Origin of the sequence: Roseibium denhamense, assembly GCF_009711415.1 — a bacterium.
Classification (GTDB): domain Bacteria; phylum Pseudomonadota; class Alphaproteobacteria; order Rhizobiales; family Stappiaceae; genus Roseibium; species Roseibium denhamense.
The window spans coordinates 1-25,831 of sequence record NZ_SMLZ01000105.1 but is presented as its reverse complement, the minus strand read 5'-3'; the positions used below and the strand labels follow the sequence as shown (position 1 = coordinate 25,831).

The 25,831-nt window shown below is 62.1% G+C and carries 29 protein-coding genes; 5 read left to right on the top strand and 24 right to left on the bottom strand.

Annotated elements, in window-relative coordinates:
* Positions 1-108: 108 nt before the first annotated feature.
* Positions 109-579, top strand: a complete 471-nt coding sequence (locus E1180_RS09350) for a hypothetical protein (RefSeq protein ID WP_155190914.1) — start codon at positions 109-111, stop codon at positions 577-579.
* A 16-nt stretch (positions 580-595) separates the two neighbouring features.
* On the opposite strand, the gene E1180_RS09345 is transcribed toward E1180_RS09350, so the two are convergent.
* From E1180_RS09345 to E1180_RS09325, 6 genes are read right to left on the bottom strand one after another with little or no spacing between them, the layout of a single operon-like run.
* Positions 596-1,327 carry a DUF2793 domain-containing protein gene (locus E1180_RS09345; protein WP_155190913.1) on the bottom strand — a complete coding sequence of 244 codons (732 nt, stop codon included), beginning with the start codon at positions 1,325-1,327 and terminating at the stop codon, positions 596-598.
* Positions 1,320-2,879: a phage tail protein gene (locus E1180_RS22210; protein WP_208997041.1), complete on the bottom strand. Its 1,560-nt coding sequence runs from the start codon at positions 2,877-2,879 to the stop codon at positions 1,320-1,322. Before E1180_RS22210 ends, E1180_RS09345 begins: the two co-directional genes overlap by 8 nt.
* A gap of 3 nt (positions 2,880-2,882) precedes the next feature.
* Positions 2,883-5,195, bottom strand: a complete 2,313-nt coding sequence (locus tag E1180_RS22205) for a baseplate multidomain protein megatron (protein WP_208997040.1) — start codon at positions 5,193-5,195, stop codon at positions 2,883-2,885.
* Positions 5,196-5,197: 2 nt separating this feature from the next.
* A complete protein-coding gene (locus E1180_RS09335) occupies positions 5,198-5,677 on the bottom strand; it encodes a C40 family peptidase (RefSeq protein WP_155190912.1) in 480 nt (159 codons plus the stop codon).
* Positions 5,655-6,545: a DUF2163 domain-containing protein gene (locus E1180_RS09330; RefSeq protein ID WP_155190911.1), complete on the bottom strand. Its 891-nt coding sequence runs from the start codon at positions 6,543-6,545 to the stop codon at positions 5,655-5,657. The genes E1180_RS09335 and E1180_RS09330 overlap by 23 nt, the downstream gene beginning before the upstream one ends.
* Before the next feature lie 37 nt (positions 6,546-6,582).
* Positions 6,583-7,329: a phage distal tail protein, Rcc01695 family gene (locus E1180_RS09325; protein ID WP_341873552.1), complete on the bottom strand. Its 747-nt coding sequence runs from the start codon at positions 7,327-7,329 to the stop codon at positions 6,583-6,585.
* Between E1180_RS09325 and E1180_RS09320 the strand changes: the two genes are divergently transcribed.
* Positions 7,314-7,568 carry an HP1242/YdcH family protein gene (locus E1180_RS09320; protein ID WP_155190910.1) on the top strand — a complete coding sequence of 85 codons (255 nt, stop codon included), beginning with the start codon at positions 7,314-7,316 and terminating at the stop codon, positions 7,566-7,568. The two genes, E1180_RS09325 and E1180_RS09320, sit on opposite strands and share 16 nt — an antisense overlap.
* A 22-nt stretch (positions 7,569-7,590) precedes the next feature.
* Here the strand turns inward: E1180_RS09320 and E1180_RS09315 are convergent, their stop codons facing one another.
* The 12 genes from E1180_RS09315 to E1180_RS09260 form a co-directional block, all read right to left on the bottom strand.
* A complete protein-coding gene (locus E1180_RS09315) occupies positions 7,591-8,121 on the bottom strand; it encodes a phage tail tape measure protein (RefSeq protein ID WP_155190909.1) in 531 nt (176 codons plus the stop codon).
* The gene (locus tag E1180_RS09310) at positions 8,118-8,321 is read right to left on the bottom strand and encodes a phage tail assembly chaperone (RefSeq protein ID WP_155190908.1); all 204 of its coding nucleotides are present in this window, start codon (positions 8,319-8,321) and stop codon (positions 8,118-8,120) included. The genes E1180_RS09315 and E1180_RS09310 overlap by 4 nt, the downstream gene beginning before the upstream one ends.
* Positions 8,321-8,677, bottom strand: a complete 357-nt coding sequence (locus tag E1180_RS09305; protein ID WP_155190907.1) for a gene transfer agent family protein — start codon at positions 8,675-8,677, stop codon at positions 8,321-8,323. Before E1180_RS09305 ends, E1180_RS09310 begins: the two co-directional genes overlap by 1 nt.
* An 87-nt stretch (positions 8,678-8,764) precedes the next feature.
* Positions 8,765-9,178: a phage major tail protein, TP901-1 family gene (locus tag E1180_RS09300; protein ID WP_155190906.1), complete on the bottom strand. Its 414-nt coding sequence runs from the start codon at positions 9,176-9,178 to the stop codon at positions 8,765-8,767.
* 32 nt (positions 9,179-9,210) lie between these two features.
* Entirely contained in the window at positions 9,211-9,627 is a 417-nt protein-coding gene (locus tag E1180_RS09295) for a DUF3168 domain-containing protein (RefSeq protein WP_155190905.1), read from the bottom strand.
* Positions 9,624-9,944: a phage head closure protein gene (locus E1180_RS09290; protein WP_155190904.1), complete on the bottom strand. Its 321-nt coding sequence runs from the start codon at positions 9,942-9,944 to the stop codon at positions 9,624-9,626. The genes E1180_RS09295 and E1180_RS09290 overlap by 4 nt, the downstream gene beginning before the upstream one ends.
* On the bottom strand, positions 9,941-10,510 hold the full coding sequence (locus E1180_RS09285; protein WP_155190903.1) for a head-tail connector protein: 570 nt from the start codon (positions 10,508-10,510) through the stop codon (positions 9,941-9,943). The genes E1180_RS09290 and E1180_RS09285 overlap by 4 nt, the downstream gene beginning before the upstream one ends.
* A gap of 247 nt (positions 10,511-10,757) precedes the next feature.
* Positions 10,758-12,122: a phage major capsid protein gene (locus E1180_RS09280; protein WP_244314021.1), complete on the bottom strand. Its 1,365-nt coding sequence runs from the start codon at positions 12,120-12,122 to the stop codon at positions 10,758-10,760.
* Between the two features lie 30 nt (positions 12,123-12,152).
* Complete coding sequence (locus E1180_RS09275) at positions 12,153-12,587, bottom strand: HK97 family phage prohead protease (RefSeq protein WP_155190902.1); 435 nt, start codon at positions 12,585-12,587, stop codon at positions 12,153-12,155.
* Positions 12,584-12,778: a hypothetical protein gene (locus E1180_RS09270; RefSeq protein ID WP_155190901.1), complete on the bottom strand. Its 195-nt coding sequence runs from the start codon at positions 12,776-12,778 to the stop codon at positions 12,584-12,586. The genes E1180_RS09275 and E1180_RS09270 overlap by 4 nt, the downstream gene beginning before the upstream one ends.
* Positions 12,779-12,814: 36 nt before the next feature.
* On the bottom strand, positions 12,815-13,009 hold the full coding sequence (locus E1180_RS09265) for a hypothetical protein (RefSeq protein WP_155190900.1): 195 nt from the start codon (positions 13,007-13,009) through the stop codon (positions 12,815-12,817).
* On the bottom strand, positions 13,009-14,199 hold the full coding sequence (locus tag E1180_RS09260) for a phage portal protein (protein ID WP_155190899.1): 1,191 nt from the start codon (positions 14,197-14,199) through the stop codon (positions 13,009-13,011). The genes E1180_RS09265 and E1180_RS09260 overlap by 1 nt, the downstream gene beginning before the upstream one ends.
* A gap of 470 nt (positions 14,200-14,669) precedes the next feature.
* On the opposite strand from E1180_RS09260, the gene E1180_RS09255 reads away from it, so the two are divergent.
* Positions 14,670-14,951: a GIY-YIG nuclease family protein gene (locus E1180_RS09255; protein ID WP_155190898.1), complete on the top strand. Its 282-nt coding sequence runs from the start codon at positions 14,670-14,672 to the stop codon at positions 14,949-14,951.
* 235 nt (positions 14,952-15,186) lie between these two features.
* On the opposite strand, the gene E1180_RS09250 is transcribed toward E1180_RS09255, so the two are convergent.
* From E1180_RS09250 to E1180_RS09235, 4 genes are all read right to left on the bottom strand, one after another.
* A complete protein-coding gene (locus E1180_RS09250; RefSeq protein ID WP_155190995.1) occupies positions 15,187-16,521 on the bottom strand; it encodes a DNA-packaging protein in 1,335 nt (444 codons plus the stop codon).
* Positions 16,460-17,167: a hypothetical protein gene (locus E1180_RS09245; protein WP_155190897.1), complete on the bottom strand. Its 708-nt coding sequence runs from the start codon at positions 17,165-17,167 to the stop codon at positions 16,460-16,462. The genes E1180_RS09250 and E1180_RS09245 overlap by 62 nt, the downstream gene beginning before the upstream one ends.
* Positions 17,168-17,616: 449 nt before the next feature.
* Positions 17,617-18,039 carry a secondary thiamine-phosphate synthase enzyme YjbQ gene (locus E1180_RS09240; RefSeq protein ID WP_155190896.1) on the bottom strand — a complete coding sequence of 141 codons (423 nt, stop codon included), beginning with the start codon at positions 18,037-18,039 and terminating at the stop codon, positions 17,617-17,619.
* A gap of 59 nt (positions 18,040-18,098) precedes the next feature.
* A complete protein-coding gene (locus E1180_RS09235; protein WP_155190895.1) occupies positions 18,099-18,830 on the bottom strand; it encodes a substrate-binding periplasmic protein in 732 nt (243 codons plus the stop codon).
* A gap of 226 nt (positions 18,831-19,056) precedes the next feature.
* On the opposite strand from E1180_RS09235, the gene E1180_RS09230 reads away from it, so the two are divergent.
* Positions 19,057-20,265: a glycosyltransferase gene (locus tag E1180_RS09230; protein WP_208997039.1), complete on the top strand. Its 1,209-nt coding sequence runs from the start codon at positions 19,057-19,059 to the stop codon at positions 20,263-20,265.
* A gap of 183 nt (positions 20,266-20,448) precedes the next feature.
* Here E1180_RS09230 and E1180_RS09225 read toward each other — a convergent pair whose 3' ends face one another.
* Positions 20,449-22,230, bottom strand: a complete 1,782-nt coding sequence (locus tag E1180_RS09225) for a vanadium-dependent haloperoxidase (protein ID WP_155190894.1) — start codon at positions 22,228-22,230, stop codon at positions 20,449-20,451.
* Positions 22,231-22,992: 762 nt separating this feature from the next.
* Between E1180_RS09225 and E1180_RS09220 the strand changes: the two genes are divergently transcribed.
* Complete coding sequence (locus tag E1180_RS09220; protein WP_425280908.1) at positions 22,993-24,642, top strand: FMN-binding glutamate synthase family protein; 1,650 nt, start codon at positions 22,993-22,995, stop codon at positions 24,640-24,642.
* A gap of 241 nt (positions 24,643-24,883) precedes the next feature.
* On the opposite strand, the gene E1180_RS09215 is transcribed toward E1180_RS09220, so the two are convergent.
* Positions 24,884-25,831, bottom strand: a 948-nt coding sequence (locus E1180_RS09215) for a helix-turn-helix domain-containing protein (protein ID WP_208997038.1), incomplete at its 5' end; no start/stop codon positions are given.

Genomic DNA, 25,831 nt, shown 5'->3' with positions numbered 1-25,831 from the left:
CCTTCACTTGGAAAGGACTGCTCCAAACCGCATGCGTGAGACGATCCTGTTGAACTTTGAATGAGCGATTGCGATAGTGTTTGAGTGACCAGCATTGGGAGCAAACCGATGACCGTGATTTGCAGACTGCTTCTGTTTGTTTTTGCCCTGTCAATAAGCCCGGCGCCTGTGTCAGCGGCAGCGCTGGAATTCCAAAAACCACAGTCCCGGTGGGAAGTTTCCTGGCTCGCGCAGTTCTACAACCGCGATTTCGTGCAGATAACTGGTCAAAACATCGACTGGTCCAATCCACCGTTCTTGACGGCAACAGCTGACATTGATGGCGACCCGGGGAACCCGGCGATTTTCGTGCTTCGGCAACACCGGGATTTCTGCGGCGCCCAAAACTGCACCTTGCATGTCTGGCATTATGACGAGCCTACGGGCAGCGCACCTGGCGCGGGAGACTATGTTCGTGCGCTGGAAGTCTTCGTGGCTGGCGCCGTCGCGCTTGGCGACATGGGCCCCAATGGGCTGCAGGATATCTGGCTGGGCGAGAATCTCTGGCGCTGGAACGGATCAACTTACATTCGCCCTTAAGGTCTCCAACGGACGATCAGGCCGTGTCCGGTGCCGTTGGCACAAAACAATGCACGGCAAGACGGACAGAGCCGCCGGTAAATGAACCGCCATTTGCCGTGACGCGTACCGGCGTTGGCGCGTAAAAGGCCGTTGGTCCAATCACGCCCAGATTGCTCGCCCCTGGCGCTGTTCCCAGAGACCCGCCGAATTTCGACGGCTCACCGTCCAGACCGCAATCAAATGAGGTTGCCCCGGTGACCGAATCCGCGACACGCAAGGAAACGCAGAAAACGATTGCCCGGTCCGGGATCAGCGGACCGGTCTCGGCGACTGCGCCTGAGAGCCCGGCAAGCTCGGCCTCGATCACCTGGTGGCGGCTTTCAGCGCCGAAGCCGGAGCGGGCCAGCACACGGTCTTCGCTGATCAGGGCCCCTGTTTGCAACCAAGTCCCGTCCTTGCGGGTTAGTCCTGAAGTCTGACCGGAGACGGCCAACGACAGTCCCTCGAAGGGAAGATAGAACTCCCAGACCCCATTCCGCCATTCGGCAATCTCATCATCATGGCCGAGCCAGTCTCCGGTGCTCCCTGCCGGCAGGAGATACAAGTCCCCCTCGCTGGGGTTCACGGGCGGCAAGGTCAGGGATTGGCTCACGATCACCGGATGGCTGAGGGCATCAAGCCGCAACAAGGCTTCGTTGTGAGTGACATGTTTTTGCGCCTGAGCCGCCGCCAGCAGCGGCAGGTGCATACGGGTTGTTTCAGACATGAAGAACCGCCTTTCGTTCATCGCCCCGGCCTGCGCGCGGCGACACTTGCGCCACGGCCACGCTCAGGTGCGTTGGCACGGCCCCGAAATCCGCCGTGATATCGTCTTCCGGATAAAGCACTGACGGGCTGCCGGAGCTTAAGGCCCGCAAAACAGCTCCACCGCCCGAAGACAAGATCCGGATGTCATAGGCTTCGCTTTCCTCGCCAAGTGGAACCTCCGCCTGCTCCCAGCTGTCGCCCCCGGTGCGTGTCTGCCGGATCCAGGACAGCCGGATTCCTGCGGCCTCCCGGCGCGCGCGGATATGGATGGGGGCGAGCGGCCGCGCGGCGCGCTGGTTGCTCCGATGGGTGAGCGCAAGCGCCGAGGGATCATCCAGCGCGGCTCCTTGGGGCAACAGCCGGTAATGGAACGTAAGGCCAGAGGCGTCCGTGTCCAACGGGACCAGGGGATTACGGCCGTCCGACAGCACCACGGTATCGGCCTGCGGATCAGCACCGGCCTGCATTTCGGGTTCGGTCCCCTTCTGCCCCCGCAACAGACCACTGAGCCGGTAGGTTGACGGTGCGATGAGATCGGCTGTCGTGAATTGAAGGATTTCAAAGCCGCCACTCCTGCAGCGCACGGCAAGTGCGTTGCGCCCGGCAAGCACCGTTTCCAGCGGCAGGCTTGTGAGCGTCCCGCCAAAAAGCTTGACATCCAATACCGCCCGCCGGTCCAGTACCCAGAGCGGCCCGGGCATAAGTTCCGTCAGGGTGATGCCCATGACAGCTGGCACCGGCACGGTCAGGAGCGGCTCAAAACCGGTACTGGCCGGGGAGCGCAAGACCTGTAGACCGCCCGGCCAGGGTTTTGCGAAGGCTGCCAGCCGCACATGATCATCCGGATCGTCATCCCGAAGTTTGGGCAGATCCAGAAAGAGGGCCGCTGGCGGGCTCGGGTCACCGGGACGGTAGGGCTGACCCGGCAAGGGCACCGGGGCGCCCGTTGCCAAGTCCTGGCCGGTGCGCACCGCCTCGAACCGGCGCCGGTCCGTATCCTCAACAGCTGTCAACCTGACCAGTAGAGGTTCGGCCGCTGTGCGGCCGGGAAGGCTTGACAGCTCGACGACATCACCCGGCTCGAGAGCGATCTGATCGATCCCGGTTTCAAAGGTGATCCGTTCGCGGTCCCGCCAGAGCCGGTTCAGTTTGCGATCGGCCTCGATCTGCATGCGGTCCGGACTGCTGCTGGCGGGAAGGTCGATGGTCTGAATATCGAGGCTCCCCCCTTCCAGGCGGCGGGAGGCGGCCAGCCGTTTTTGGTAAGCGCCGAAAATGTCCCAGGCGCCCAGACGCACCTCGCCCGGAAGCTCCCCCGACTGCGCGCGCACCTGGCGCACCACAGAATCACCGCCCGCCTCCGGCATGGCGAAATCCGGTCCGGCCAGGCTCTTGACCGCAAGAGGAACGGACCTGCCGATGTGAATATGCGTGCCGCGGTCAGAGGCGATCCCGCCAAAGGCATCAAGAAGCGGTTCCAGAACGTCGCGGGCCGCTAACGGCCCGCTCAACACCTAGCCGTCGACGCCCCCGTCCCGCCCGGACACCGTAATATCCCCGGGCGGCACCCCGTAATCCGCCAGGAGCGCGGAGATCAGTCCGCTCAGGCTGAGACCACCCAGTCTGCCTGTGAGCCAATGGCCGCGCTGCCAGTTGTCCCCGTCCGCCCAGACCTCCTTGAAGGTTGGAAAGGCTGGAAACGGCCGCGCGTCCCAGGTCCACAGGTAAATCCCGTCCGGATCAACCATCGGCGCGCCATAAACGGGCGAGACCGGATTGGTGCCCGGCGGCAGGACCGGATGCGAGGCGGACCACCAGCTCAGATGGGCCTCAAGGGCCCGCCGCTGCAGGGCATCGTCGCGCCCGCCGCGCGAGAAATGCGGCAGCATGCTCTCAGAGGATTTGGGATCGATAAACACATTCGGCTGGTTGGTGCCGCGATCAACCGCCGGAAATCCGAGTTCGGTAAATCGGATCGGTTTGGAGGCCGGTTGCCAGGCGGTTGCAGACCCAAGTTCGGCCCCGCCAACCCGTTCAAAATGCTCGTTCTGCCAAAACCCCTCAAGATCCTTGGCCCGGTAGACCCAAGGCTTGCCATATGCCCCATCGGTGATGGGCGTCCGCACACCGGCCTTACGGTCGGCATCGCTGGCATAATACCAATCGAAATACTCACCGGCCGCGATCCTGTCCCGATAGAGCGCGAGATCATCCGGTGTCTCCGGGACCGCGCCATCCCGAAGATCGGTCAGCGGCAAATAGTTGTCGATCCCGATGAAATCGATTGAAGGGTCCGCCCATAAGGGATCAAGCGGAAAGCGGAGTTCATCCGCCGACACTTGGTGCGCGCCATATTCAGACCAGTCCGCGGCATAGGAGAGCTTTGTGTCAGGCCCTACAAGGGCCCGCACCTCGGCGGCCAGCGCCTTGAGCGCGTCAACAAAGGGATAGACCCCGTTTCCGGCCTGCGCACGGGTCAGGCCGCGCATTTCAGTCCCGATCAAAAGGCTCTCCACGCCGCCGGCCGCCTTGGCAAGGGCTGCCATATGCAGAATGTGACGGCGGAAAGTCCATTCGTCCGGTCCGGCATAGGCCACGCTGCCGGGTGCGGTGCTGAAATCAGACGCCGACACTGTTCCCATGAACGCGGATATGCTTTGAGCAGCGTCCGGCCCGGCCACGATCCGGCCGCGCCAGGGAAAGGCCGGTTGTCCGGTTCCCCCATCCGGGCCGGGCAAGCTGTTTCCAGGCGCAATATCCATGAGAACGAACGGGTAGAGCATCACCTCCAGGCCCCGGTCCTTCAGGTCGCGTATCGCCGCAATGACGGAGGAATCCGACGGTGTTCCGCCATAGGACGGGCGTCCATCAGTCTCAGAAACGGGCACCGCGGACTGCCGGTTAAGTCCCGCAACCGACCAGCTGCCGCCACTGGTCTGGGTCAGGTTGTCCTCCACCTTCGGCCGGATCCGGCAGTGTTCCGCTCTCAAATCCTCGCCGAACCAGGCGACGACGAGCGCAACTCGTTTGAGGTTCGGGCACAGGGCCTGAAGCTCATCCATGGACTCGGTCCAGTCGCTGCTACCGGCCTCCACATGGCGGTTCAACGGCCGCTGTTGCCCCGGCCCGAGCACTTCGGAGACCACTTGGGGCGCGTAGGCAAATTCTCCGGCGCCGGGAATGATCGTCACGGCCCGGATCTGGTTCTCCAGTGGTTCCACCGGCCGGATCACTTCGAAACTGAGCTGCGGCAGGCGGTTTCCGAACGGCTCCAGAGCAAGGCGTTCAAAGACAACATAGGCCGTCCCCCGATAGGCGGGCGCTGTTTCCTGAAGGGCGGACAACAGCGGATCGGGCAGCTGGTCCCCACTGCCGGTATAGATCCGCATTTGAAGGGCGCGCGTGTCGAGCAGTTTGCCGTCGGCCCAGATCCGGCCGATCCGGGCGATTTCCCCTTCGCAAACTCCGACTGCAAAGTTGCCGAAATAGGAATAGGAGCGGACCGTGACTTTTGATCCGCCGCCGCCCTTACCGCCCTGTTCTTCCTCGCTGATCACTTCTTCAAAACGTGTGGCCCAGATCACCTGCCCCGCCAGCCGCACCCGGCCGTAAACTTTTGGAAGCGCGGCACCTTCACTTGAGGATTGAACGGACAGATCCGCCAAGCGTCCCGTTTCGACAGTTCTCGAGCTGCCGCCAAACAGGGCCTGATCGACAACACCACCGGCCAATGCGCCGGCAGCCTTTCCAAGCAGGCCGCCAAGGCCACCAAGGCCGAGGGCGCCGCCAAGGGCCTGCCCGCCTGCCGCAAGTAGAAGCGTTGCCATGATCAATCGGTCTCCGGAAAGGAAAAAACGGCAGCAATCCGGCGCTGCCAGGCCGGAACCAGCGGACATTCAATGACACCGGCCCGCTCATAAGCATGGATCAGGTGCGGGCTTTGCCCCAACGGCGCGCTCAAGAGGCCCGTATGCTTGGCAGCGGAATTGTCGCGCCAGCGGAACACGAGGACGTCGCCCGGCCTTGCCTCCGCCAGCGGTGTTTCCACCAGCCAGCGCCGGCCGGCGGCCAGAAGCGTTTCGCCGCCGCCTGTCTCAGCCCAGTCCGGCGAATAAGGCGGGATCTCTTCCGGTTCTGCGCCGTAGAGCGCGCGCCATACGCCCCGCACAAGTCCCAGGCAGTCTGTTCCAGCCCCCAAGCAGCTTGCCTGATGCCGGTAAGGGGTTCCGATCCAGGCTCTTGCGGCGATCACTGCGCGCGCCCGGACAGATGCCGTGGTGGCGCTGTCAGTCGACGAGAGGGCTGCCATCGTTCCGGCCTGTGTTGCTGTTTGGATAAGACAGGACAAAGTCGGCGCCCGGCATATGCGGGAATCCTTGAAAATTGAGGTGATTGGCGAATTTGCTGCGGCAGGTGGCCAGCATCTTGTCGCAGCCTGCCCTGACGCGGATGCGCGTCCCGGCATCCAGCGCTGCCGGGGTTGCTTCGAAGAGCGAAAAGACGGGGCCTGCAGTCCCTGCCTGTTCAAGCGCGATCTCGGAGGCAAATCCGGAGATAGCCCCGTCAAGGACCGTCAGCCTGCCGCCCGTGAACCAGCCATCCTGATAGCCTGACAGGGGCCCGGTCTGAACCCATCCCGGCGCACTGGCCGTCACCAGCGCTTCGGTCTGATAGGCCGGATTACTCAGGTTAATCTTGCAGCGGTGATCGCCGAGATCGGCATCGCAGCGGCGGGAGAAAACACGGCCCTGCCGGCTTTCCAGCAGATGCGACAGACCGCGCAATTCGGCGGTAAAAGCGCTGCCGCTGCGATTCACTTCGCCAATGATGGCACGCCGCAGCAGCAGGGTCTGGTCCGGATTTTCCCAGTTCACGAGATAGACGTCGACACGGGCATTGTCCCAAAGACCGCGCTCCAGATCGGAATCGGTCAGATCCGGACTGCTGATCGCCCCGCCAATTTCACTGCCGCCAACGGCAAGGCCCGGCCCGTCCTTGGCGGCTGTCGCGCTCAAGGCGTTCTGCGGCTGGCAAAGGGTGCCGGAAACCGCGAGCGGACGGTCATGGTCTGTAAAGCCAAGCGCGGTGCCATCCAGCCGCCGTACAATCCAGCAGCTGGCAAGAGTGGTCGCCCGCCCGGCAATATGCCCGGCAAGGCTGGGATCAATCTGTTTCATGGATGAGAACTGCCTGGGTCGAGGATCGCAATCCTGATCAGATCCGGATTTCGATCAATGGGATGGAGGGAATGTCCCCGGCTTCGAAATGGGTAAGGCTGAGTTCCAGCCGGTCGGTGTCAAAGCGCACCGGAACGTCAAACAGGAAGCCCGCCGTGACGGCTTCCCCCGCTGGCGGCGGGAGGCTGAAGACAAGCTCGCCGGTTACCGGATCAACGGAGAAGTCGCTCCCCCGGACCAGTTCCTGCCCGTTGATGGCGCATTTGGCACTCGACGGATCGGGAAGGCGGATCAGCCGCGAATACCCTGCAATTCCTGCGCCGTAGGCCTTTCGCAGCGCGAACCGGTCAATCGTCCCGTCTCCCGCGCCGATCCACTGGTCAAACGCACTCGGCAAGGCCGCCGTATTGGTCGAGCTGTGGTCGAACGGGTCGCGGAACCGGAACCCGTAGAGACGCCCCCGCACCTTTTCAAAGAACGCGACGACGTCCCTCAAATCCGCCAGGGACCGGATTCCGGTCGCCGCATCATAGCGGCGGCGGCTGTCCGCCCAGCGCGCGTTGCGGGTTTCATACCCTGTCGCCAGCCCAACGACCTCAGTCCGCCGTTCCGGCCCGCCAAGCGCGCCAAAGGCGACGCCGGCAGGGAATTGTTCATCGAGGAACCCGTCCATCATGCTCTCCGGTGCAAATACCGGCTCCAATTGATCTGGCTCAAGGTGCGGCAGGCGCTGGAACGGCAGTTTGGGGCCATCATAAGGAGGCAAGAATGAGCCACGTTCCACACGAACTGCATGAAGAATTTCCGGAAGCAGCCGAAGCACTGCATTCCCTGAAGACGAATGATGCCCACTTCGCCCGGCTGGCCGAGGAGTACCATGAGGTCAACCGCGAGGTTCACCGCATCGAGACAGATATCCAGCCGGCATCCGACGAGGTTCTGGAAGACCTGAAGAAGAAGCGGCTCCACCTGAAAGACCAGATTGCTGCCATGCTGGCGGCGGCTGAAAACGCCGTGTCCTGAGCCCCTCCTTTTCAGGCCGGTGTTAGAGCCCGCGTCGTCCCCGTCCGACGGCGCGGGCCACCATTGCCGAGACCTGTGTTTCAGACCGGGCGAAGCTTTCCGCATCCCGCGTAACCACAGTGATCTGGACAGGCGGTCCCGCGCCATTGCCGTTTTGGCCTGTCCGGACGCCCAGGCGGCCGTCCGCACCGCGCGCTAGAGGCATGATCGCTTCTGCGCCCGCTTCGCCCATCAGCCCGATCCCGTCCTGCAGGCCAAACAGGGCCGGAGACGACACAACACCGCCTTTTGCAAACGGCAGAATGCCGCTCAAGGCCTGGCCGGCCAGATTGCTCAGCGGCGCCAGGGCCTGATCGATCAGGCGGCTCGACGCGGACAGGGCAATCCGCTTGAAGACGCTTTCCAGAGACTTTCCATCCAAAACAGCGGCCTTCAGCCCGCCCGCCAATGTGCGGGAAAAGGCTTCGGCCGACTTGTTGAGGCCATCCATCTGGCGCTGAAAACCGGCAAGATCTTCAAGCGGCACAGCGAGATCAAAACGGGTGTCGGTCATGGCATCGTGTCCGTTGGTGTGCAGCCGCCGTCCCCTGCGGACCGCTCCAGGGCCTCTAGATCCGCCCGAGACATGGGCGAAAATCCCGGATCTTTCTTCAAGGCAGCCGCAAGTTCAAACGGGGTTGCCCGCCAGAACGTCTCCGGGCTCCAGCGAAGGTCCTTGACGGCACTGTGCAGAAGCGATCGCCAGGGCAGCATCAGGCAGCCTGTCCGTCGGTTTCATCCATCGGGTCCCCGCTTTCCTGCGGATCGCCGAAGGTTGCGCTGAGCAAATCGGCTGTGATGGCGGCAAAGCCTGCCGCCCCACCCGGCGCCTTCATCATGGCGAGCTGATCGTCGGAAACATCATGCCCTGCCCCGCGCAAACCTGCCCCCAGAAGACGGATCATGTCCCGGGCAGACAGGTTCCCGGCGGAAAACCTGGATAGAAGCTCGGACAGCGACGAACAGGAGAAAGCCTCCTCCAGTTCGGCCAGCGCGCCAAGCGTCAAGACCAGCGTCCATGCGCGGCCATCCAGCTGAGCAGAAATCTCTCCCCGGATACGATTTGCCATTTTCCCCTCCCTCGACCAGTCAGTTGTCGATCAGCTTGGGGCGGCATATTGATCCCGATTGACCGCCTGCTGATCTCGGTCACGAACTCATGCAGCCGTGAAGCTGATTTCACCGGCGGATGACAGCGCAAGTTCAAACGTCACTTCGCCATCATGACGGCCGGCATATTCCAGGGCGGTCACCTGAAAAGGTCCTTCCAGAATGCCAAAATCCGGTACGACGACCTGCCAGGAGCGGATTGCTCCATCGAAGAACACCTGGCGGACAGCCGCATCGCTGGCACTGTCCTTGAACAGGCCCGAGCCGGACAAGCTGGCGGCGCGGGTTCCCGCCCCTTCCAGCAACTCGCGCCAGCGGCCCGCGCTGTCGGCGGTCGTGATGTCGATGCTGGTGGCGTTCAGTGCCACCTGACGGGCGCGCAACCCCGCAACCGTCAAGAATGTGCCGGACCCGGTCTGGTCCAGTTTCAGCAAAAGATCGCGTCCACGCTGTGCGCCCATCCCAGCCTCCCGTGTGTCTTACTTGTGGCGTCTCAATTCAGCGGCTCGGTCACCGCCCGGATCGCGCAAGCGGCACGGAACCCGCGCCCATCCCGCAACTTGCGGCTCACCACATTGGTCAGGGTCAGATTGACCAGCCGGTGGCCGGAGAGAGTTACCGGGCCGTGCATGAGAATGTCCGCCGCCCGTCCGGCCGCATCTGCCGCCTCGTCCCGGCTGGGTCCGCGGCTGAAAACGCTCAGGACAAGCTCATGAACGGCCCCATCCGCGATCTCCGCCAGCAGTGGTTTTGTTTCCAAAACCTCCAGCACCAGATAGGGAAAGGCCTGCGCACGCGGAACGGCATCGAAAATCCCGCCGGACCCGATCAGTCCGCTCAAGGTGCCGTCCCCTTCAAGGACCGAAAACAGCGCTTCCCTGAGCGCCGTCTGCACGTTTTGAAGGCTCATGACGTCACCTCTTCGGTCAGGCAGACGAGTTCCCGCCGCCGCTGGTCGCCATCGGCTGCGGACAGAACCCGGAATTCCTGAAACCCGGTCAGGATGCGCCAGCCGCCGGTCAGCCCGGACCGGCGCCGCAGCCGGATTTCGTAGGTGTTGCCGCTTGTCTGCCGCTCTTCGGAAAAGCGCTCCTGCTGGCCGATGAGCCGGATGGACGCAAAGGCCGTGGCGATGGTCTGGTAGGTGACCGTGACCGACCCGCCGGCAGGACGCGTTTCCACCGGCTTTTGCAAGACCACCGGCACCCTGTAACGGCCCGCGCTCATAGGAGCGGCACCCGTGCCGTCGACAACAACCGGTCGAGCCCATGCGGCAGGGTGGCCACAGATAGCTCGCTTCCGGCTTCCCGGTGCTCGAACCAGTGGCCGGCCAGCATTCGGATCGCCTGGCGGAAGTCTTCCGGGACATCCTCAGCCGCAGGCCCATAGCCGGCAGTGAAATCAATCTCCGCTGCAAGCATCTTGCTTGCGGGCAGCCCGGCCCCAAGCTTGATTTTCAGCCGCTCGGGATGGTGTGACCGGTCCAGCGTCCAGTCGTTTGGCGACAAGGCGACCGGTGTTCCCTCCAGATCAAAAACCGTGATCTGGTCGATGGACAGGACCGGCGAGACCGGCAGGCGCACAACCCGTCCGTCCGGCCAGGCATCCAGATAAAGGCGCCAGCCCTGGGCGATCAGCGCCCTTCGGGTGGACTGTTCGATGTGGCTGCGCGCGGCCTTGATGTAGCCGGCAAGGCTTGTGTCCTCTTCGGTGGAGGTCAGGCGCAGATGCGCGCGCATATCCTCCAGCGCGACGGGCTCTGCCGCCGGCTCCAAAAGTCGTGTCGATGTCATGAAACGTCACCCAAAAAGAAGGCGCCGCAGCTTCAAGAAGCCCGGCGCCAGTCAGGGGAGGAACGACCCTCATCGTTCATGAACGGATGTGGGCCTGCAGGTTAAGACTTGCAACGCAAGATGTCGTGAAGCTTGCGAGACCATCGGCCAATTGAAAATTGGCTTCTCAGTTCCCATAAGAGATCTCGTAAACCACTGTTTTTCTGCCGCTTTCACGGCCAGCCGAGCGCTGTAAAAAAATGCTGCCTTACGCTGAAAAGGTCAGCAATTTGATGGCATCATAGTCCTGAACGCCGCCGCCGACCCGTTTGGTGGTGTAAAACAGCACATAGGGTTTGGCCGAATACGGATCGCGCAGCAGCCGCACGCCCATCCGGTCAACCACCAGATAGCCGCGCCGGAAATCACCAAAGGCGATGGCCGTTGCATCAATCGCCATGTTCGGCATGTCTTCGGCTTCCGTCACCGGATAGTTGAACAAAGTGGCGCTGGCGCCCGGCCCGCTTGGCGGCTGCCAGAGATAATTTCCATCCGCATCCTTGAGCTTGCGCACCTCGCCTTGCGTCTTCCGGTTCATGACAAAGCGTGCGTTTTGCCGGTAACCGCTCTTGAGCGTGTAGATCAGGTCGATCAGCTTGTCGGCAGGTGCCAGCGTTGGAAACCCTCCGGCCTCGCCAGTTGATAGCGTGCCAAGCGATCCCCAGGCCCAGCTGGTCTCAGCCACTTGCGGGACCGACAGGAAGCCGGTGGGTTTGTTCACGCCATCGCCATTGACGAAAGCCGCCCCTTCCTGCTCGGCAAAGGCGGTTTCCACTTCCTCGGCAATCCACTGGTCCATGTTGACGGCCGCATCCTCAAGCAAGGTCGCGGTGGCCGCCGGCATGGCGTAAAGCTCCATCGCCGGAAAGGTCAGTTCAGCCAATTGCGGCGCGTTCGTTTCCGGCCGGGCATCAGTTTCCCCCACCCAGCCTGCCTGGGGCCCGGTGACCGAAAACGGTTTTTTGTAGGTTGCCGAAGACACCTGACGGCTGCCTGCGATTGCCCTTATGGGAGATACCTGCGCGAGCCGCCGCATGATTTCCGTTTCGGTCTGTTCGGGGACCAGATATCCGCCGTCGGGATCGGATCCGGCCGCCAGGGCCTTGGGTTCAAGCGGACGCAACATCTGCTCCCGGCCGGAGCGCACATAGGCCTCGAAAGCGGCCTTATGCTCCAGCACTGCGGGCGAGGAGGCGCGCGTCTCATGGCCGGACAATTGCGGCCGTCGGGTCTTCAGGCTGAGGTCGTCGAGCCGCCTTTGGGTGGCATTCAGCGCACTGTCGAGCCGGTCCAGCTTTTCAAGCGTGAGTATGTCGGCGCTGCCCCGGTTTTCGATCTCCGCGATCCGCGCATCATTCACCGAGCGGTAGGCCTCGAACGTCTGGAAAAAACTGTCGAAGCTGCGAGCCACATCGGCGCCGCTTGTGTTGACATCTGATGCAGGCGCCGCAGGCGAGCCCGGCAATTGCGAAATGGGCGGCACGGGCGGCAGAGCGGATCCCGGCATGTCCGCCTTGATCTCGAAAGCCTTGGTTTCCAGGCCGGCCATACCGGTATCGGAAGTCGCTGTCATGTCTGGTCTCCTTGCAAGGGGATCGTGGGATCAGTTTGAAAGAAAGCGCACCCGCGCCTCCTCCATTTGCGGAAAGGTCACCAGCGAGATCTCCCAAAGGTCGATCTCGCTCAATAAACGTTCGCGGCGGTTGGCGGAGCGCTGTGCCATGCGCGCCTTAAAACCGATGGACAGGCCGTTCATCGCCCCGCCCGCAAGCAGGCGCGCGGCTTCCGCAGCCAATCCAACTCCGGTGGTCAGCTCGCCCTCGGCCCACAATCCGTCCTCAGTCTCGATCAGCCTGGTCCAGCGCCCGATCGGGCGTTCCGGATCGTGCTGCCAGAGCATCGCAGTGCGCGACACCCCCCGCTGTCTGAGGCTCTTGCGAAATGCCCCGGCCATGATCCGGTCTCCGGCGCCGTCAAGCGTTTCGAACAAGCTGGCATAACCTGCAAACCGGACCGGCCGTTCGGCTGGCGCAGTCATGTGCGGGTCTCCCGAACGGGCCGGGCCTCCGGCACATTGATCGCACTCGCCAGATGAAACAGCGTTCCGGCAAAATCGCGGAACACCAGCAAATGTTCGACCCGGCGCCCGCTGGCCGAGCGCTTTTCAGTTCCGGATGCCGCGCAGGGTTTTGCGCGCGGCCGTGCGGTCACGTTTGCATCGAGGCTCATGGACACCTCCTTGTTTGGTTTGAAAATCCGCTAGCGTCAGCGGCCGGTCAGCCCCTGAAGGCGCCGGTTGAGCCGGGCAATCTCGTTCACGAAGTCGGAAAACCGCCGGTTCGACTGGCTGAGCTCGCGCACCAGCGCCAGATTGAGGGCCGTCACTGTTGCCGCCCACAAGAACAGGGCCAGATGCGCGAGATCCCCGCGGGTGACGACACTGTCCACCAGGGTCTCCATCAGTCTGCCTCCGGGCGCGGGCCATAGCCGACGGCCGCCCGCTTTTCATCGTCCGAGAGGAACTCCGCGGCCCCGACCCTGCGCCAAAGCGTTTCGCGCTCCGCCGACAGGGCCTCGATCGCATCGAGATCCGGCACCAGTTTCAGCTGGCCGCCATAGGCCGGGCCGAGCCAGGCGGCCAGATGGCTGGCGGTGCGGCGGACCAGCGGCAGAACCGCACCGCGCCAAAGCGCCCGTCCCGCCTCCTGATAATTTGAATAGGTGTTGTCGCCCGGAATACCGAGCAGCATCGGTGGCACCCCGAAGGCGAGCGCGATTTCCCGTGCCGCCTGGTTCTTGGCCTCAATGAAATCCATGTCCTTCGGTGTGAGGCCCATCGGCTTCCAGTCGAGCCCGCCTTCCAGAAGCAGCGGCCGCCCGGCATTGCGCGCGCCTTGATAGCCGTCTTCCAGTTCTGCTTTCAGGCGGTCGAACTGGTCGGACGACAGATTGAGCGCATCGCCCGCCCCGTAAATCAGCGCGCCGGACGGGCGGGCCGCATTGTCGAGCAAAGCCTTGTTCCAGCCCGCCGCCGCATTGTGAATATCCAGCGCCATTTGCGCTGCTTCCACGGGCGCAAACCCGTAGTGATCGTTGAGTGGATGAAACAGCTTCAGGTGCCGGACCGGAGCGATCCCCTCGTCTGCGGTACCGCTCAGCCGGACGGTGCGCCCGCCAACCGTATAGTCAAAGGCTTCCGGCCAACCTTCCGGCCCCGGCACCACTTTCACCCGGTCAGGGCGCAGGCAGTAGAGTTCGCGGGGCCGGTCATTGACCGGGACCTGCTCGAGATAGGCATTTCCGGCCACCAGCAAATGGCCGTATAGACCTTCCAGAAAATCGGCACCCGCCTCCTGGCCGTTCGGACGGGCCAGCAAGTCCAGAAGCGGGTGCACGTCCAGCTCATCCGCACCATCGAAGAGCAGCAGCGGCACGCTGGCAGCGGCCTCCGATACGAGCCGCACCGCGCGGTAAACGACGGGGTTTTTGGCAAAGCCTTCGCGTGCAAGGGCTGCATAATCGCGCGGGCTCCACACGGGCTGTGACGGCCCCTGCAATGCCAGCAGCGCACCGGCCCGCGAGGCTTTTTGCTCCACTGCCGCCACGGCATCTGGGCGAAAGACCGATTCAAGGGCGTCTCTTAACCGCATGATATTCCTGCCCTTTTCATGAGTGTTCAAGGTATGGCTCAAGCCGTTGAGGCATTGAATCAATTCGCCGGCGACACGCCGTCCGCCGTTACCCCGCAGCTGTCATCAACTCGCTGCTTTGACGGCCGTTAACCGCGAAAGGTGAGAGCCCACCACATCCTCCGCTGTCATCCCGCACTTGATGCGGGATCCATACCGTGAGCGTTCCATTCAATCAGCCCTGCGTGGGGCAACGGAACGGAATGGATCCTCGGGTCAAGCCCGAGGATGACGGAGCGATGGGTGAAACCTTGCCAAACCTTCACAGATTGTCATCAATTCCGGACGGAGCAGCGCCGGGCGTGCACGGCCTCCCGGTAATCCGCCGACGCAAGACGTCAAACAAGCACCGCCGTTACAAGCCGCCTTGCGAGTAGGCCCCGGGTCTCCTAACGTCGCCCGGGGTGACACGAGGGCAATTGCGCGGGGCAATGGCTTACTTCGTCTATATTCTTGCAGGCCGTAAGCATGGGACCCTGTACGTCGGGGTCACGAATGATTTAGCGCGCCGGCTAGACCAGCACCGGCGGGGCGACGCTGCGAGCTTCACCCACAAACACAACGTGACGCGGCTGGTCTTTGCGGAGGCATTTCACCATGTCGACGAAGCCATCGCCATGGAGAAGCGGCTCAAGAAATGGCGCCGTAGCTGGAAGATCCAGCTGATCGAAAAGTCCAATCCGGATTGGCTCGATTTATCTGTCGGCCTTTGACACGCTTTGCTCCTCGGCCGAGCACAGGCTTCACCACCCTGTCACCCCGGACGGAGCAAAGCGGAGATCCGGGGCCTACTCGTTTCCAGAGCAGCGCCGGGCGCGCACTGCCTTCCGGCAATCCGCTGACGCAAGTCTTCATACAAGCACCACCGTTCCAAGCCGCGCGGCGAGTGGGCCCCGGCTCAGGGCCGGGGTGACACCAAGAAAAGACACATCTGACCAAGAAGCCCCCCTAAAGGCCTCTGACCTTGGGTTCTGCCTTGGGAGTGAGCATGAGTTCGGAGATGGCCCAGACCAGCGCATCGAGGCGGTCGGGGGAGCGGCCGGTGGTCAGGCCGCCGGGACCGAAATCGGCCATCTCGTCCTCCAGGTCGGGAAAGGCGCCCACATGGCGGACCTTATCCTGGTCGTAGAGCATGGCGACCGGTTCGGCGCGGGAGAACTTGCCCCGGCTGGCGCGCACCTGTTTGACCGGCACCGACGGGTCGGCGCTCTTGATGACACTTGCGACCATGTCGCCGCCCTGGTTCACCTCGGCAATCAGGCAGTCCGCCTTCAGCCCCTGCCACAGCCCGGTGGCAGCGGCCGCCCAGACGCCGGGGCTTGCCGGACGGCGGCTGCGGTCGGCCAGAACATAGGCCTTGCCATCTGCCGCCAGCCCCGCCGCCACTATCCCGCAGGCATCGGACGTGCGGGTTGCGCTGGCCGGCGGGTCGACCGCGATCACGATCCGCACCAGATCGTCCGGCGCCGTGTCGACCCGGATCGTCTCCAGCCGCTCACGGGACCAGAGCGCATCCGGCCGGTCCTCGATCAGCTCGCCGTCCAGCTCCTGACGGCCAAGGCGTGTCCCGGCATACCGGCCGACCACCGCATCCAGAAAGCTGGGGGCCAGAAACAGGGCATTGGCCCGTGTCGGCGCCTGGGTAATGGCGGTTCCGGCCTGTTTCATCAGCCGTTTGATCAGCGGGACCGGCCTCGGGGTGGTCGTTACCAGCTGGCGCGGCCGCGCCCCCAGTCTCAAGCCGAACTGCAACATGTCGAAGGTCTCCTCGGCATAACGCCATTTGGCAAGTTCATCGCACCAGGCAATGTCGAATTGCGGCCCGCGCAGGGCCTCCGGGTCCTCGGAGGAAAAGGCCTGGGCCACCGCGCCGCTCGGCCATTCCAGCCGCCGCCGCGTCGGGATCCAGCGCGGACGCTCGGCCTTGGGGTGGATGGCCAGAAGCCCCGACACCCCTTCCACCATCACCTCGCGCACATCGGCGTAAGTCTCCCCGACCAGGGCGATCCGCCCGGCAAACGCTGCGCCGCTCCAGCTGTGGCCAAGGGCCCGCGCCCGGATCCATTCCGCCCCGGCCCGTGTCTTTCCGGCCCCACGCCCGCCCATCATCAGCCAGACGCCCCAGTCCGTTTCCGGGGGCAACTGATGGGAATGGGCAAAGGTCGGCCAGTCATGTTTCAAAAACGCAAGCTCGGCCCCGCTCAGGGCCGCAAGCGCGGGTTCAACCTGCCCCTTGTCCGCCAAGGCCGAGAACGCGGCGCGCAAGCTCCGCACGGAGCGCATCCGGGTCGTCACACTCACTCTCCTCCCCGCCTGCCTGGGCAGCTGATTGGGCATCAGCCTGCGTATCTGACTGGACCCCCGCCGCATTTGCGTCCCGAAGCTCCATCAACACGGTCAGCGTCTTGGCAAGGCTTGCCAGTGTTTTCACTGTCTTATCGATGTCGGCCATGCCGCCCGCTTCCGGCAAGAGCCCGGCCAGCCGGGTTTCAAGCTGGTCCATCTGGCCGCTGAAGGCCTGGTAAAGCCGGGTGATCATCTCAGCCGTGCTTTCTCCGGGCAGCTGTTTCAAGGGGCCGGCCTCCGGGTCTTTGCCCTCCGCCGCTGCGGGCAGATCCGGCAAGGCAACTTCGGACACCATCTTCCGGTCCGGGTGCAAAGGCACCGCTACTGTTGCCTCCGGCGCGAGGACCGTATCGGCGGCAGATGTCCCTGCCGGGCCAGAGGCGACAGTGTCCAAATCGCCGCGCCTATCGCCATCCCCCCTTTCGGCATCCCCTTGCCGGGCATCCTGCCGGCACGCCCGCCGGGCCTCCTTCTCCCGCCGCTTTTGTTTTTTCGCCTCGGCCTTTTCCAGGCGGAGCGCATCGGCAAGACCGAGCCCGGACAACCGCTCACGCACCGTGGAGTTTGCATCCCTATCCCCCATTGGCGCGCCTCCCCACCAAAATCCGATCATCGCTCAAAAGCCCGGTTTTTCACCGGAAACCGGGCACAAAAAAAGCCGGCTTGCGCCAGCTCATGTAACCTTCGTCAAAACTTATCCCCGCCGCGCGGCCCTGCCTTAGACTGACCTAAAGGAAACGGGCGTGAAGAGATTGGCCTGACCAGACCGCTTCAGGCCGTCACCATCCTTTCGGGAAGGGCAACCACCATGAGGCTCCACACCAGTCAGCTCACTCACCAGCCTCGCCGACCACCCGGCCACAACCACAGTTTTGGGATCATGACAAAACCATGCCACATCACCGTTACGGTGTCAAGGAATTTTTTCCTATTTTTCGGCAGCTATCGTTCGCAGCGGATACCGCCATGGCACCCAACTGCGATTAATCGTTCTTGTGTTCAATAAGCTACCGCGTCAACACGCCATTGCCCCTACCCGGCCAGAACCTTTGCCACCACCTGCCGCTGGTGGGGGCGGTCGCGGTGTTCAAACAGGTAAAGGCCCTGCCAGGTGCCGAGCGCTAATCGGCCATCCACCAGCGGAATAGAGAGGGAGACGGGCAGAACCGAGGCCTTGATATGGGCGGGCATGTCGTCCGGCCCCTCGTAGGTGTGGATCAGATAGCTCATGGACGGGTCGGTCGTGGGCGGCACAAGGCGCTGGAAAAAGGCCTTCAGATCCACTTGCACATCCGGGTCCGCGTTTTCCTGGATCAGGAGCGAGCAGGACGTGTGCCGGACAAACAGGGTCAAAACGCCGTCCGTAACACCGGTCTGATCGACCCAGGCGGCAACCTCGCGGGTAAATTCGTAAAGACCCTGGCCGCGCGTTGTGATCGAAAAGGCGGTGTGCATCAAAAAACTCCGTCCGGCCGTGGCAAACGGCCTAACACCAATCGCCCATGGGACCGGTCTCAGCGGTATTTGGCGTGGATAGCGTCATACGTGCCGTCTTCCTGCATGTCCAGCAAGGCGGCATTGAACTGCGCAACGAGCGTTTCCACGCCCGGATAGTTTTTGGAAAAGCAGAAGTGAAAGGGCTGTTCCGCCACCGGCGAAAAGCCGAACTGCCCGGACAGACCCAGCTGGCGGATCAGGAAATCCGTGGTTTCCCGGCCGGCATAGAAGAAATCGAACCGTCCGGCCGCCAGCATGCCAAGGGCGTTTTCGGTTGCCGGTGCTTCCACCGGATCTGCCCCGGCTTCTTTGAGTTCCTCCAGGCTTTGATAGCCGGTAACGGAGGCAACGCTGCGCCCGGCAACGTCTTCCAGCGTGTTTGGTATGTCACCGCCCTGCCCGGCGCGGTAGAAAAAACCGCTGGTGAACGAACTGATCGGCTCGGAAAAGAGAATGAATGTTTCACGCTCCCTTGTGCGTGCGCAGGTGAGGATACCGGCTGCAGTTCCAGCCTCCGCCTCGTTGAGCGCCCGCTTCCAGGGCAGGAACTGGATATCCGCGTCATATCCCATCCGGGCAAAGGCCTCCACGGCGACCTCATAGTCGAACCCGCGCAAACCCTCCCGGGGCGTTTCCATTTCGTAAGGAGGGTAGTCTTCTGTAACGACAGGAAGGATGTCAACGGCTTGCAGCGGGCCGCAGAAAGCGGCAAGCCATATGCCAATCCATATTACACACCGCGCGATCATCAGCGCCTTTCAGTCCGGATACTCACGCGCTGTTCGTAGCCCGCAGGAGTGAAAAAAGCTATAGCGCCCCTCGGGAATGTGCCGTGCGGCATGCCTTTTTGGACATTGTTTGTTTCAATGGCAATCTTGGCATGCTTAGAAGGAAGCTGGCAGCCCCGAGTTGAATTGTCCGAAGTCAGGCGCCACGTAAAGACCAGTCCACGCCCCAATGGCCGCACCGCATCCCATGTCCTTTTCCCCGCACGCCTCGCCAGAGTCCCGGTCTGGAAACCGGCCCAAAATCCTGATCGCCTCACTGGGGACACGAGGCGATGTGCAGCCTTATACGGCTCTGGCCCGTGCACTCACAGACGCTGGGGCTAACGTTGTCATCAGCACCGGAGAGGGGTTTGAGGACAGCATTGCTGCTGCCGGAGCCCGGGCCCGGCCGCTCCCGATCAACTACCAGACCTTGCTTCAGGACGCGGATGTCCGCGCCGCACTCTTTTCCCTTTCCGGCAAGTACAAGGCCGCCCGCGCGACCCTGGCGCTGCAAAGCAAGGTCGCAAAGGCGCTTTGGGGAATTTGCCTTGAGGAAAAGCCTGACCTGATCCTGTTCAACCTCAAGGCCACGGTGACAACACTGGCGGCCCGCCGCCTTGGCATACCGGCCCTGCCGACGGCACTTCAACCGATCATGGCGCCCACCGGGGCGTTTCCCATCGGTTTGTTTGGCCTTCCGGACCTTGGTCGGACGCTCAACCGGTTCAGTTACCGGGCGGGAAAATGGCTGATGCGCCTCGGCCTTGCGCCCCTGATCAAGCAGGTCCGCGCGGAGGCCGCGGCCGAATGCGCCCTGCCCGGTTCCCTGATCGACGGGCACATGCCGGATGGCTCCAAAGCCCTGTCCCTGCAGGCCTATTCCAGAGCCCTGGTCCCAACGCCAAGCGACTGGCCGATGGAGGCAGTCTCTTGCGGGTACTGGTTTACCGAACCGGATTCCGCCTACCGGCCGCCGCCGGATCTTGGCGCTTTTTTGGAGGCGGGCGCGCCGCCGGTTTATCTCGGCTTCGGCTCCATGCCGAGCCGGGACCCGGCCGCTATCACCAAAACCGTGCTGGACGCCCTGATCTTGAGCGGGCACCGCGCCATTCTGGCGACCGGCTGGGGCGGGCTCACACGGCAGGACCTGCCTGGCACGCTGGCGCAGAAGGTTTTCCTTCTCGACAAGGCCCCGCATAGCTGGCTGTTCCCGCGCTGCCTTGGCGTTGTGCATCATGGCGGGGCCGGAACCACGCACGAGGCCCTGCGCTGGGGCAAGCCGTCGCTTGTGTGTCCGGTTTTCGGCGACCAGCCTTTCTGGGGCAACCGGGTGAGCGCAATCAACGCCGGCCCGCCTCCGATCCCGCAGAAGAAACTGCCCCCCCGGCCCTTGCCAAGGCCCTGGACGGGTTGAAAAATCCGCTTTACAGGCAAAGCGCGGAGACGGCAGCTGCCATCATGGCCGGCGAACCCGGCACCGAAGGCACCGCTGAAAGGCTGATGCAAGTTCTGAGGAATGAGAACTCAAGCTGACATGCTGCCGATCCCGCAATTCACCAGCTAGCACCCGGCTGACAAACAGCCGGGTGCCCAGGTATTAGCGTCCGCCAATCCGGACGACATCGCCGTCGAAGGTTGGAATGGACATTACAAACGGATCGGTTATGTAGCACAATGCCTGTTCCTCGAGCATGCCGATGGCAATCTCCTCGCCCATGCGCAAGCTGTCATAATAATCGGAAAAATAGTGAACTCCAGCCATGTTTCGGCCAATGGAAATGTTCGCCGCCAGCTTATTAAGCTCCCCTTCGAGGGTCAGGAAACCGCCCTTGTTGTCTTTAACAAGGTTGGCACCATCAGCATCCGGCCGGAAGGCGACCGGCTTGTCATCCCGTTTCAGAGAGAACCGCTCCTGGACCGTGCCGTCCGGTGTCACTTCCTCGAAGACGACGGCGTTCTTCCGGGCAGGTGTGCGGAAGGCGATCTCCTCTATGACCTTCCCGGACAGGGTTTCATACTTACGGTCGACCAGAATGGCGCCGGTGTCGAAAAACGCTTTCAATATAGTAACGCACGCCCCGGCCACAGTCGCATGACCGGCGCCATAGGCCGGGTGCATTGGCGAGCCTTCCTGAAACGCCATGGGTAGAAGTGCATTACCGCTTGCTTTTTTGACTGCCTTGATCGTGTGCTGAAGCTTCTGTGCGAAGGCTTGAAATACCTCCTGACCTACAAAATGGATATCGTCGATTGTCTTCGCCTTCTCGATCCGCCCGGCAAGGGTCTCCGGACGCAGACGGATGTGATTGTTGAACTTTTGGAACCGCACGGCCTTAAGGCCCCGGGTAGCCACTTCCGTGACTAATGTCAAAATGTGCGGACCGCCGAAAAGAGCAAAGCCGCCGGCTTGCCAGGCAGAGCCGCTCGACTGGCTGCCAGCCCCCGATAACTGCTTGAATGCCGGATCGAGCGGAGCCCTCATGCCAAGAAGGATGAGACATGCATTCAAATAGGCCTGATACAACGCATCATCATGCACATAGGTCGCAAGGTCCCTCGGCGTTTTGATGAACCTACGCGGCGCCTTGGCGTCAAAAAGCGTATCGTTGTCCCTCACATTTGCGCCATTTTGAACCGCCAGCCAATCGTCCCAGGCCGTCATCCAGTCTTTTTCCGCTGCAACCGGTACGCGCTGATCTATCTGCTGCGGCCCGTAGCCGATCCTGCCGTCTTCAACATTTCCATTTCCGATCAGCATGAACTGTGACAAATAGGGCCCGTCGACGACACCGGGAGAGGACCCTCTGAACGCCTGTTGCGGCGTGATGTGTTTTCCGCCGCTTTTGCGCGGTCGTCTTGGAAATCCATCAGCGGTGTATTGCATCTTGTTCAGGTTATTTAGACTTGCCACTAACTTTGAGGTGGCAGTCAATCCACCTTCAAACGTGTCAAGATGCTCGTCCCGCAGCAAAGCCAGCTCATAGACTTCGGCCATCTCATAGGCTAGCTCGTCACTTCCCATCGCAGGCGCCGGTGCCATGGTCACGGCTTGGGCGTCTGGCCCTTGCAAATCGGTAACAACACCTGCGGTCGGAGCTTCCCATTGCCGGCCCTTGACGCCGGCGGGGGGGACAGTGCCGTCTTGAAACGCTGTGATCAAACCTTCGTCGATGGCTCTGCGGAATGCAAGATAATGAGCAGGGTCCGCCACCAGCCCCGTGCCTTTATCGTGTTCAAGTCCCTTTGTGAAACTCAGGGCATGGTTCGCAGGCGCATACCTCTGCTCATCGCCATTTGCCTTGTGCACCGGATGCGTCCGGTGCCTTGCTAGGTCCGCCGCGGCAACACGCACGTCGTAGGAAATTCTTGAACGGCTCATTAGTCACTCCCAACATATCAATGAAGGGGCTTGGGGTGTGTTCGGCTCGTAAAACCCCGACCTTTGGCGAACGGCCCTCAAAGCGTTACTTTGAACAATAATCGGGCCGATAGAAAACGCCTGAAAGACAATATAAACACGTCCCAAAGCAAGGTTTGATCAAACGGGCCCGCAAGTTAAGAATAATGCATTCAAACCTTGCCGGTTCATGCCCCTTTATAAAAATCGAAGCGAACCCGGACTGTCATAAACAGGCAAGCCATGCCCCAACTCAACCAACCGACCCGCAATCCCAAATTGCGAAACACACCTTTTGCGCTGCGGCTCACCACTACGGGCTTTGTCGACCAGCGGCATTTCGTCCCCGGTTATGCAAAAAACGCTCTCGCCCTCAACGCCCACTGACGAATCAGCGTCTGGCGCTTACCCCAGTAAGCAACTGACCAAAAAAACTTTTCAAACGGCCCGGCTCCTGGGAATCCGTTTTCTCTGGGGAACAATTGCCCGCGCTTAAAACATCGCAATTGAAAACACACACGCTTGGACCCAAATACAACCGTCGCTTTAGGTCTGGGTTCCGAAGCATCCATACTCATATTGTCGGTATCAGCGCAAAGCCACCGGCCTGTGCTTTGGTTCTTCAGCGAACAGATCCTCAAGCACTTGTGGCATCAGGTCTCCTAATTCGCTCTGCCCCTTTCCTTTTTGGCCCGCCCCTGACAAAACTATCTCTAGCCAGCCACTCCAAGGAGACTGCGTCCCGTGTTCCCGGCCCGCCAAACCGTTTTTATCCTCTGCCTTGTGCTGGCAGCCGTCAGCTTTGTCCTGATGCTGTCTGTCAGTGTCCACTTCGTCTGGCCGCTGATCGTCTTTGCCGGATTGTCAGTCGTCGGCCTGCTGGACCTGACGCAGACCCGGCACTCGGTCCTGCGCAACTATCCGGTCGTCGGGCATTTCCGGTTCCTGTTCGAGGCCATCCGCCCAGAGCTGCGGCAATACTTCTTTGAAAGCAATCAGGACGGAAAGCCCTTCTCCCGCGAGCGGCGCTCGATGGTTTATGACCGGGCCAAGAATATTGAGGATGTGCTTCCCTTCGGCACCGAGCAGGATGTCTATGACGGCTCCTACAGCTGGGTGAACCACTCGGTCTGCCCGCGCAGGCACGCCGATGAAGACTTCCGGGTGACAATCGGCGGGCCGGATTGCAAACAGCCCTACTCGGCTTCTCTCTTCAACATCTCGGCCATGAGTTTCGGGTCCTTGTCGGCGAACGCGATCCTTGCGCTCAACACGGGGGCCAAACGCGGCAACTTCTTTCACGACACCGGCGAAGGCAGCATCTCGCGGTACCACCGCGAAGGCGGCGGCGACCTGGTCTGGGAACTGGGCAGCGGCTATTTCGGCTGCCGGGCAGAAGATGGCGGGTTCGATCCGGACAAATTCGCCAAGCAGGCGGCCGATCCCCAGGTCAAGATGATCGAGATCAAGCTGAGCCAGGGGGCAAAACCTGGCCATGGCGGCGTGCTGCCGGGTGCGAAGGTGACCGAGGAGATTGCAGAGGCACGCGGCATTCCCCTTGGCCAGGATTGCATCTCGCCGGCCGGCCATTCGGCCTTTTCAACACCGGTGGAGCTGCTGCAATTCGTCAAGACCTTGCGGGATCTGTCCGGCGGCAAACCCGCCGGCTTCAAGCTTTGTGTCGGCCACCGCTGGGAATTCATGGCCATCGTCAAGGCGATGCTGGACACGGGCATCAAACCGGACTTCATCGTGATCGACGGCGCGGAAGGGGGAACCGGCGCGGCTCCGGTCGAATTCTCCAACCGGCTCGGCACACCGCTGCGCCAGGGGCTGTCATTCGCCCATAATTGCCTTGTCGGCGCGGGTCTGCGCGAGGATATCAAGATCGGCGCAAGCGGAAAGCTGATCAGCGCCTTCGACATCGCGGGCACCATGGCCATCGGGACCGATTGGGTAAACTGCGCGCGCGGTTTCATGTTTGCGGTCGGCTGCATTCAGTCGCAAAGCTGCCACACGAACAAGTGCCCGACGGGGGTCGCCACACAGGACAAGAAGCGGCAGGAGGCCCTTGTGGTGCCGGACAAGGCGGCGCGGGTCGCGAATTTTCATGCCAACACGATCAAGGCCTTGCAGCAATTCACGGCCGCGGCCGGCTTTGCCCATCCGCGCGAGTTCCGGCCCGAGCACTTTTATGTGCGCGAAGGCCAGCGCGAGATCATGCCGGCCAGCGCGGCGCTCACCTGGCTGCATCCCGGCGCCCTTCTGGAGGACGGCCACACCATTCCGGGCTACTCAACCTATTGGATGATGGCCCAAGCGGACAGTTTCGACCCCGCCCACACGGTCGCGGACGTCAAGGCCATGCAGAACCCGCACCGCGGGCACCATTAGCCTGGTAGAATTGAAATCTGTTTCATACTTGAGGCAAGCTCCTTACCGAATTTCAATTCCCAAAAACCACACGAGAAACATAAACCTGCTCGTCACCTTGGTTAAACTGAAGGCCGTTCAGAGCATGCTTTTATGTTGGGCGAACTTCGGATTCAGGTGATTAGGGTGCTCTAACCTCAAAACTTCGAGAAATTCAGAAAGGCCCGCAGGCCCGCTCGGGACCGGAGGCTTTACGGCCGCCTCAAATCGTGTCTGCCAGCTTCACCACGAATTCGCCGGCCTCATGGGAGCGGACGACCGCATGGCGGACGAGATCGTCGAAATGGCTGGAAAAGAGCTGGACATGACGGGTGTTTGAAAAGGCAAGATACCGCTGTCCGAGATAGAGCGCGGCCCATTTCTTGCCGAACACGGTGAAGGGCGCGGAGAACCGGTCGGTCGCGCCAAAAAGATGCAAGCGGAGCGAAGGGTACAGCTCGTCCAGATTCGGCCCCATGACAAGCAATTGCTCACGGCGGACATCGGCGGCCAAGTCGATCCACAAGCCCTCACCGCGGGCGAACCCTTCCAGAGCCTCTTTCGACAAGGCGATTTCCATGTCCGTTTCCGCCCGGTGCAACAGCGCGCGCTGATCCCGGGTTCCGGTGATCGCCTGTCCGGGCGTGCGGAAGGTTTCGCCCGAATATTCGTAGGAAAGCACGGCCTCGGTCTTCAGAACATCGGGAAGATTGGCCGGCACATGGCGGATCTTGACGCCGACCGCGTCCCGGTACCAGGCAAGCAGATGCTCATCGACCGGATGGCGCTCCGTCTCGGCCACCTGAACCGCCTGATCCAGGATTTCCGCCGCCGCGCCCTTATGGGTCGTGAGCCCGAGCAGCCAGTCGGAGGAAACCCCGAGCGCCGTCGCAATTGAGGCCAGAGCCTGCCCGTTCGGCAGGCGCGGTGTGTCATCCGACAAAAGCTGCGAGACGGTCGACCGGTCGAGATGGGCCGTGCGGGCCAGCTCGCTGCGGTTCATGTCGCGCTCGCGCAGGGCCAGCATGAGGCGCTCGCGGAATAGATCGGCACGGTCTCGTTTGTCCATGTGCGGAGTATTGTCAGCGCATGTGAGAAACTTCAACCGGCGTGACTTGTTTCCACATCTCATCGAGCTGATCGCCGGATGGTGCCCCGCCCCTGCCCCCCC

Coding starts and splice junctions, on each gene's coding strand:
- E1180_RS09245 (WP_155190897.1), bottom strand. CDS start 17,167: ATGGGGGATAGGGATGCAAACTCCACGGTGCGTGAGCGGTTGTCCGGG.
- E1180_RS09300 (WP_155190906.1), bottom strand. CDS start 9,178: ATGGGCGCACAGCGTGGACGCGATCTTTTGCTGAAACTGGACCAGACC.
- E1180_RS09270 (WP_155190901.1), bottom strand. CDS start 12,778: ATGAGCCTCGATGCAAACGTGACCGCACGGCCGCGCGCAAAACCCTGC.
- E1180_RS09240 (WP_155190896.1), bottom strand. CDS start 18,039: ATGCACACCGCCTTTTCGATCACAACGCGCGGCCAGGGTCTTTACGAA.
- E1180_RS09235 (WP_155190895.1), bottom strand. CDS start 18,830: ATGATCGCGCGGTGTGTAATATGGATTGGCATATGGCTTGCCGCTTTC.
- E1180_RS09225 (WP_155190894.1), bottom strand. CDS start 22,230: ATGAGCCGTTCAAGAATTTCCTACGACGTGCGTGTTGCCGCGGCGGAC.
- E1180_RS09320 (WP_155190910.1), top strand. CDS start 7,314: ATGAGCCACGTTCCACACGAACTGCATGAAGAATTTCCGGAAGCAGCC.
- E1180_RS09335 (WP_155190912.1), bottom strand. CDS start 5,677: ATGGCAGCCCTCTCGTCGACTGACAGCGCCACCACGGCATCTGTCCGG.
- E1180_RS09315 (WP_155190909.1), bottom strand. CDS start 8,121: ATGACCGACACCCGTTTTGATCTCGCTGTGCCGCTTGAAGATCTTGCC.
- E1180_RS22205 (WP_208997040.1), bottom strand. CDS start 5,195: ATGGCAACGCTTCTACTTGCGGCAGGCGGGCAGGCCCTTGGCGGCGCC.
- E1180_RS09285 (WP_155190903.1), bottom strand. CDS start 10,510: ATGACATCGACACGACTTTTGGAGCCGGCGGCAGAGCCCGTCGCGCTG.
- E1180_RS09310 (WP_155190908.1), bottom strand. CDS start 8,321: ATGCTGCCCTGGCGATCGCTTCTGCACAGTGCCGTCAAGGACCTTCGC.
- E1180_RS09345 (WP_155190913.1), bottom strand. CDS start 1,327: ATGTCTGAAACAACCCGTATGCACCTGCCGCTGCTGGCGGCGGCTCAG.
- E1180_RS09295 (WP_155190905.1), bottom strand. CDS start 9,627: ATGAGCCTTCAAAACGTGCAGACGGCGCTCAGGGAAGCGCTGTTTTCG.
- E1180_RS09255 (WP_155190898.1), top strand. CDS start 14,670: ATGGCTTACTTCGTCTATATTCTTGCAGGCCGTAAGCATGGGACCCTG.
- E1180_RS09260 (WP_155190899.1), bottom strand. CDS start 14,199: ATGCGGTTAAGAGACGCCCTTGAATCGGTCTTTCGCCCAGATGCCGTG.
- E1180_RS09280 (WP_244314021.1), bottom strand. CDS start 12,122: ATGACAGCGACTTCCGATACCGGTATGGCCGGCCTGGAAACCAAGGCT.
- E1180_RS09230 (WP_208997039.1), top strand. CDS start 19,057: ATGTCCTTTTCCCCGCACGCCTCGCCAGAGTCCCGGTCTGGAAACCGG.
- E1180_RS09350 (WP_155190914.1), top strand. CDS start 109: ATGACCGTGATTTGCAGACTGCTTCTGTTTGTTTTTGCCCTGTCAATA.
- E1180_RS09290 (WP_155190904.1), bottom strand. CDS start 9,944: ATGAGCGCGGGCCGTTACAGGGTGCCGGTGGTCTTGCAAAAGCCGGTG.
- E1180_RS09305 (WP_155190907.1), bottom strand. CDS start 8,677: ATGGCAAATCGTATCCGGGGAGAGATTTCTGCTCAGCTGGATGGCCGC.
- E1180_RS09250 (WP_155190995.1), bottom strand. CDS start 16,521: ATGCGCTCCGTGCGGAGCTTGCGCGCCGCGTTCTCGGCCTTGGCGGAC.
- E1180_RS09265 (WP_155190900.1), bottom strand. CDS start 13,009: ATGGAGACCCTGGTGGACAGTGTCGTCACCCGCGGGGATCTCGCGCAT.
- E1180_RS09275 (WP_155190902.1), bottom strand. CDS start 12,587: ATGACTGCGCCAGCCGAACGGCCGGTCCGGTTTGCAGGTTATGCCAGC.
- E1180_RS09330 (WP_155190911.1), bottom strand. CDS start 6,545: ATGAAACAGATTGATCCCAGCCTTGCCGGGCATATTGCCGGGCGGGCG.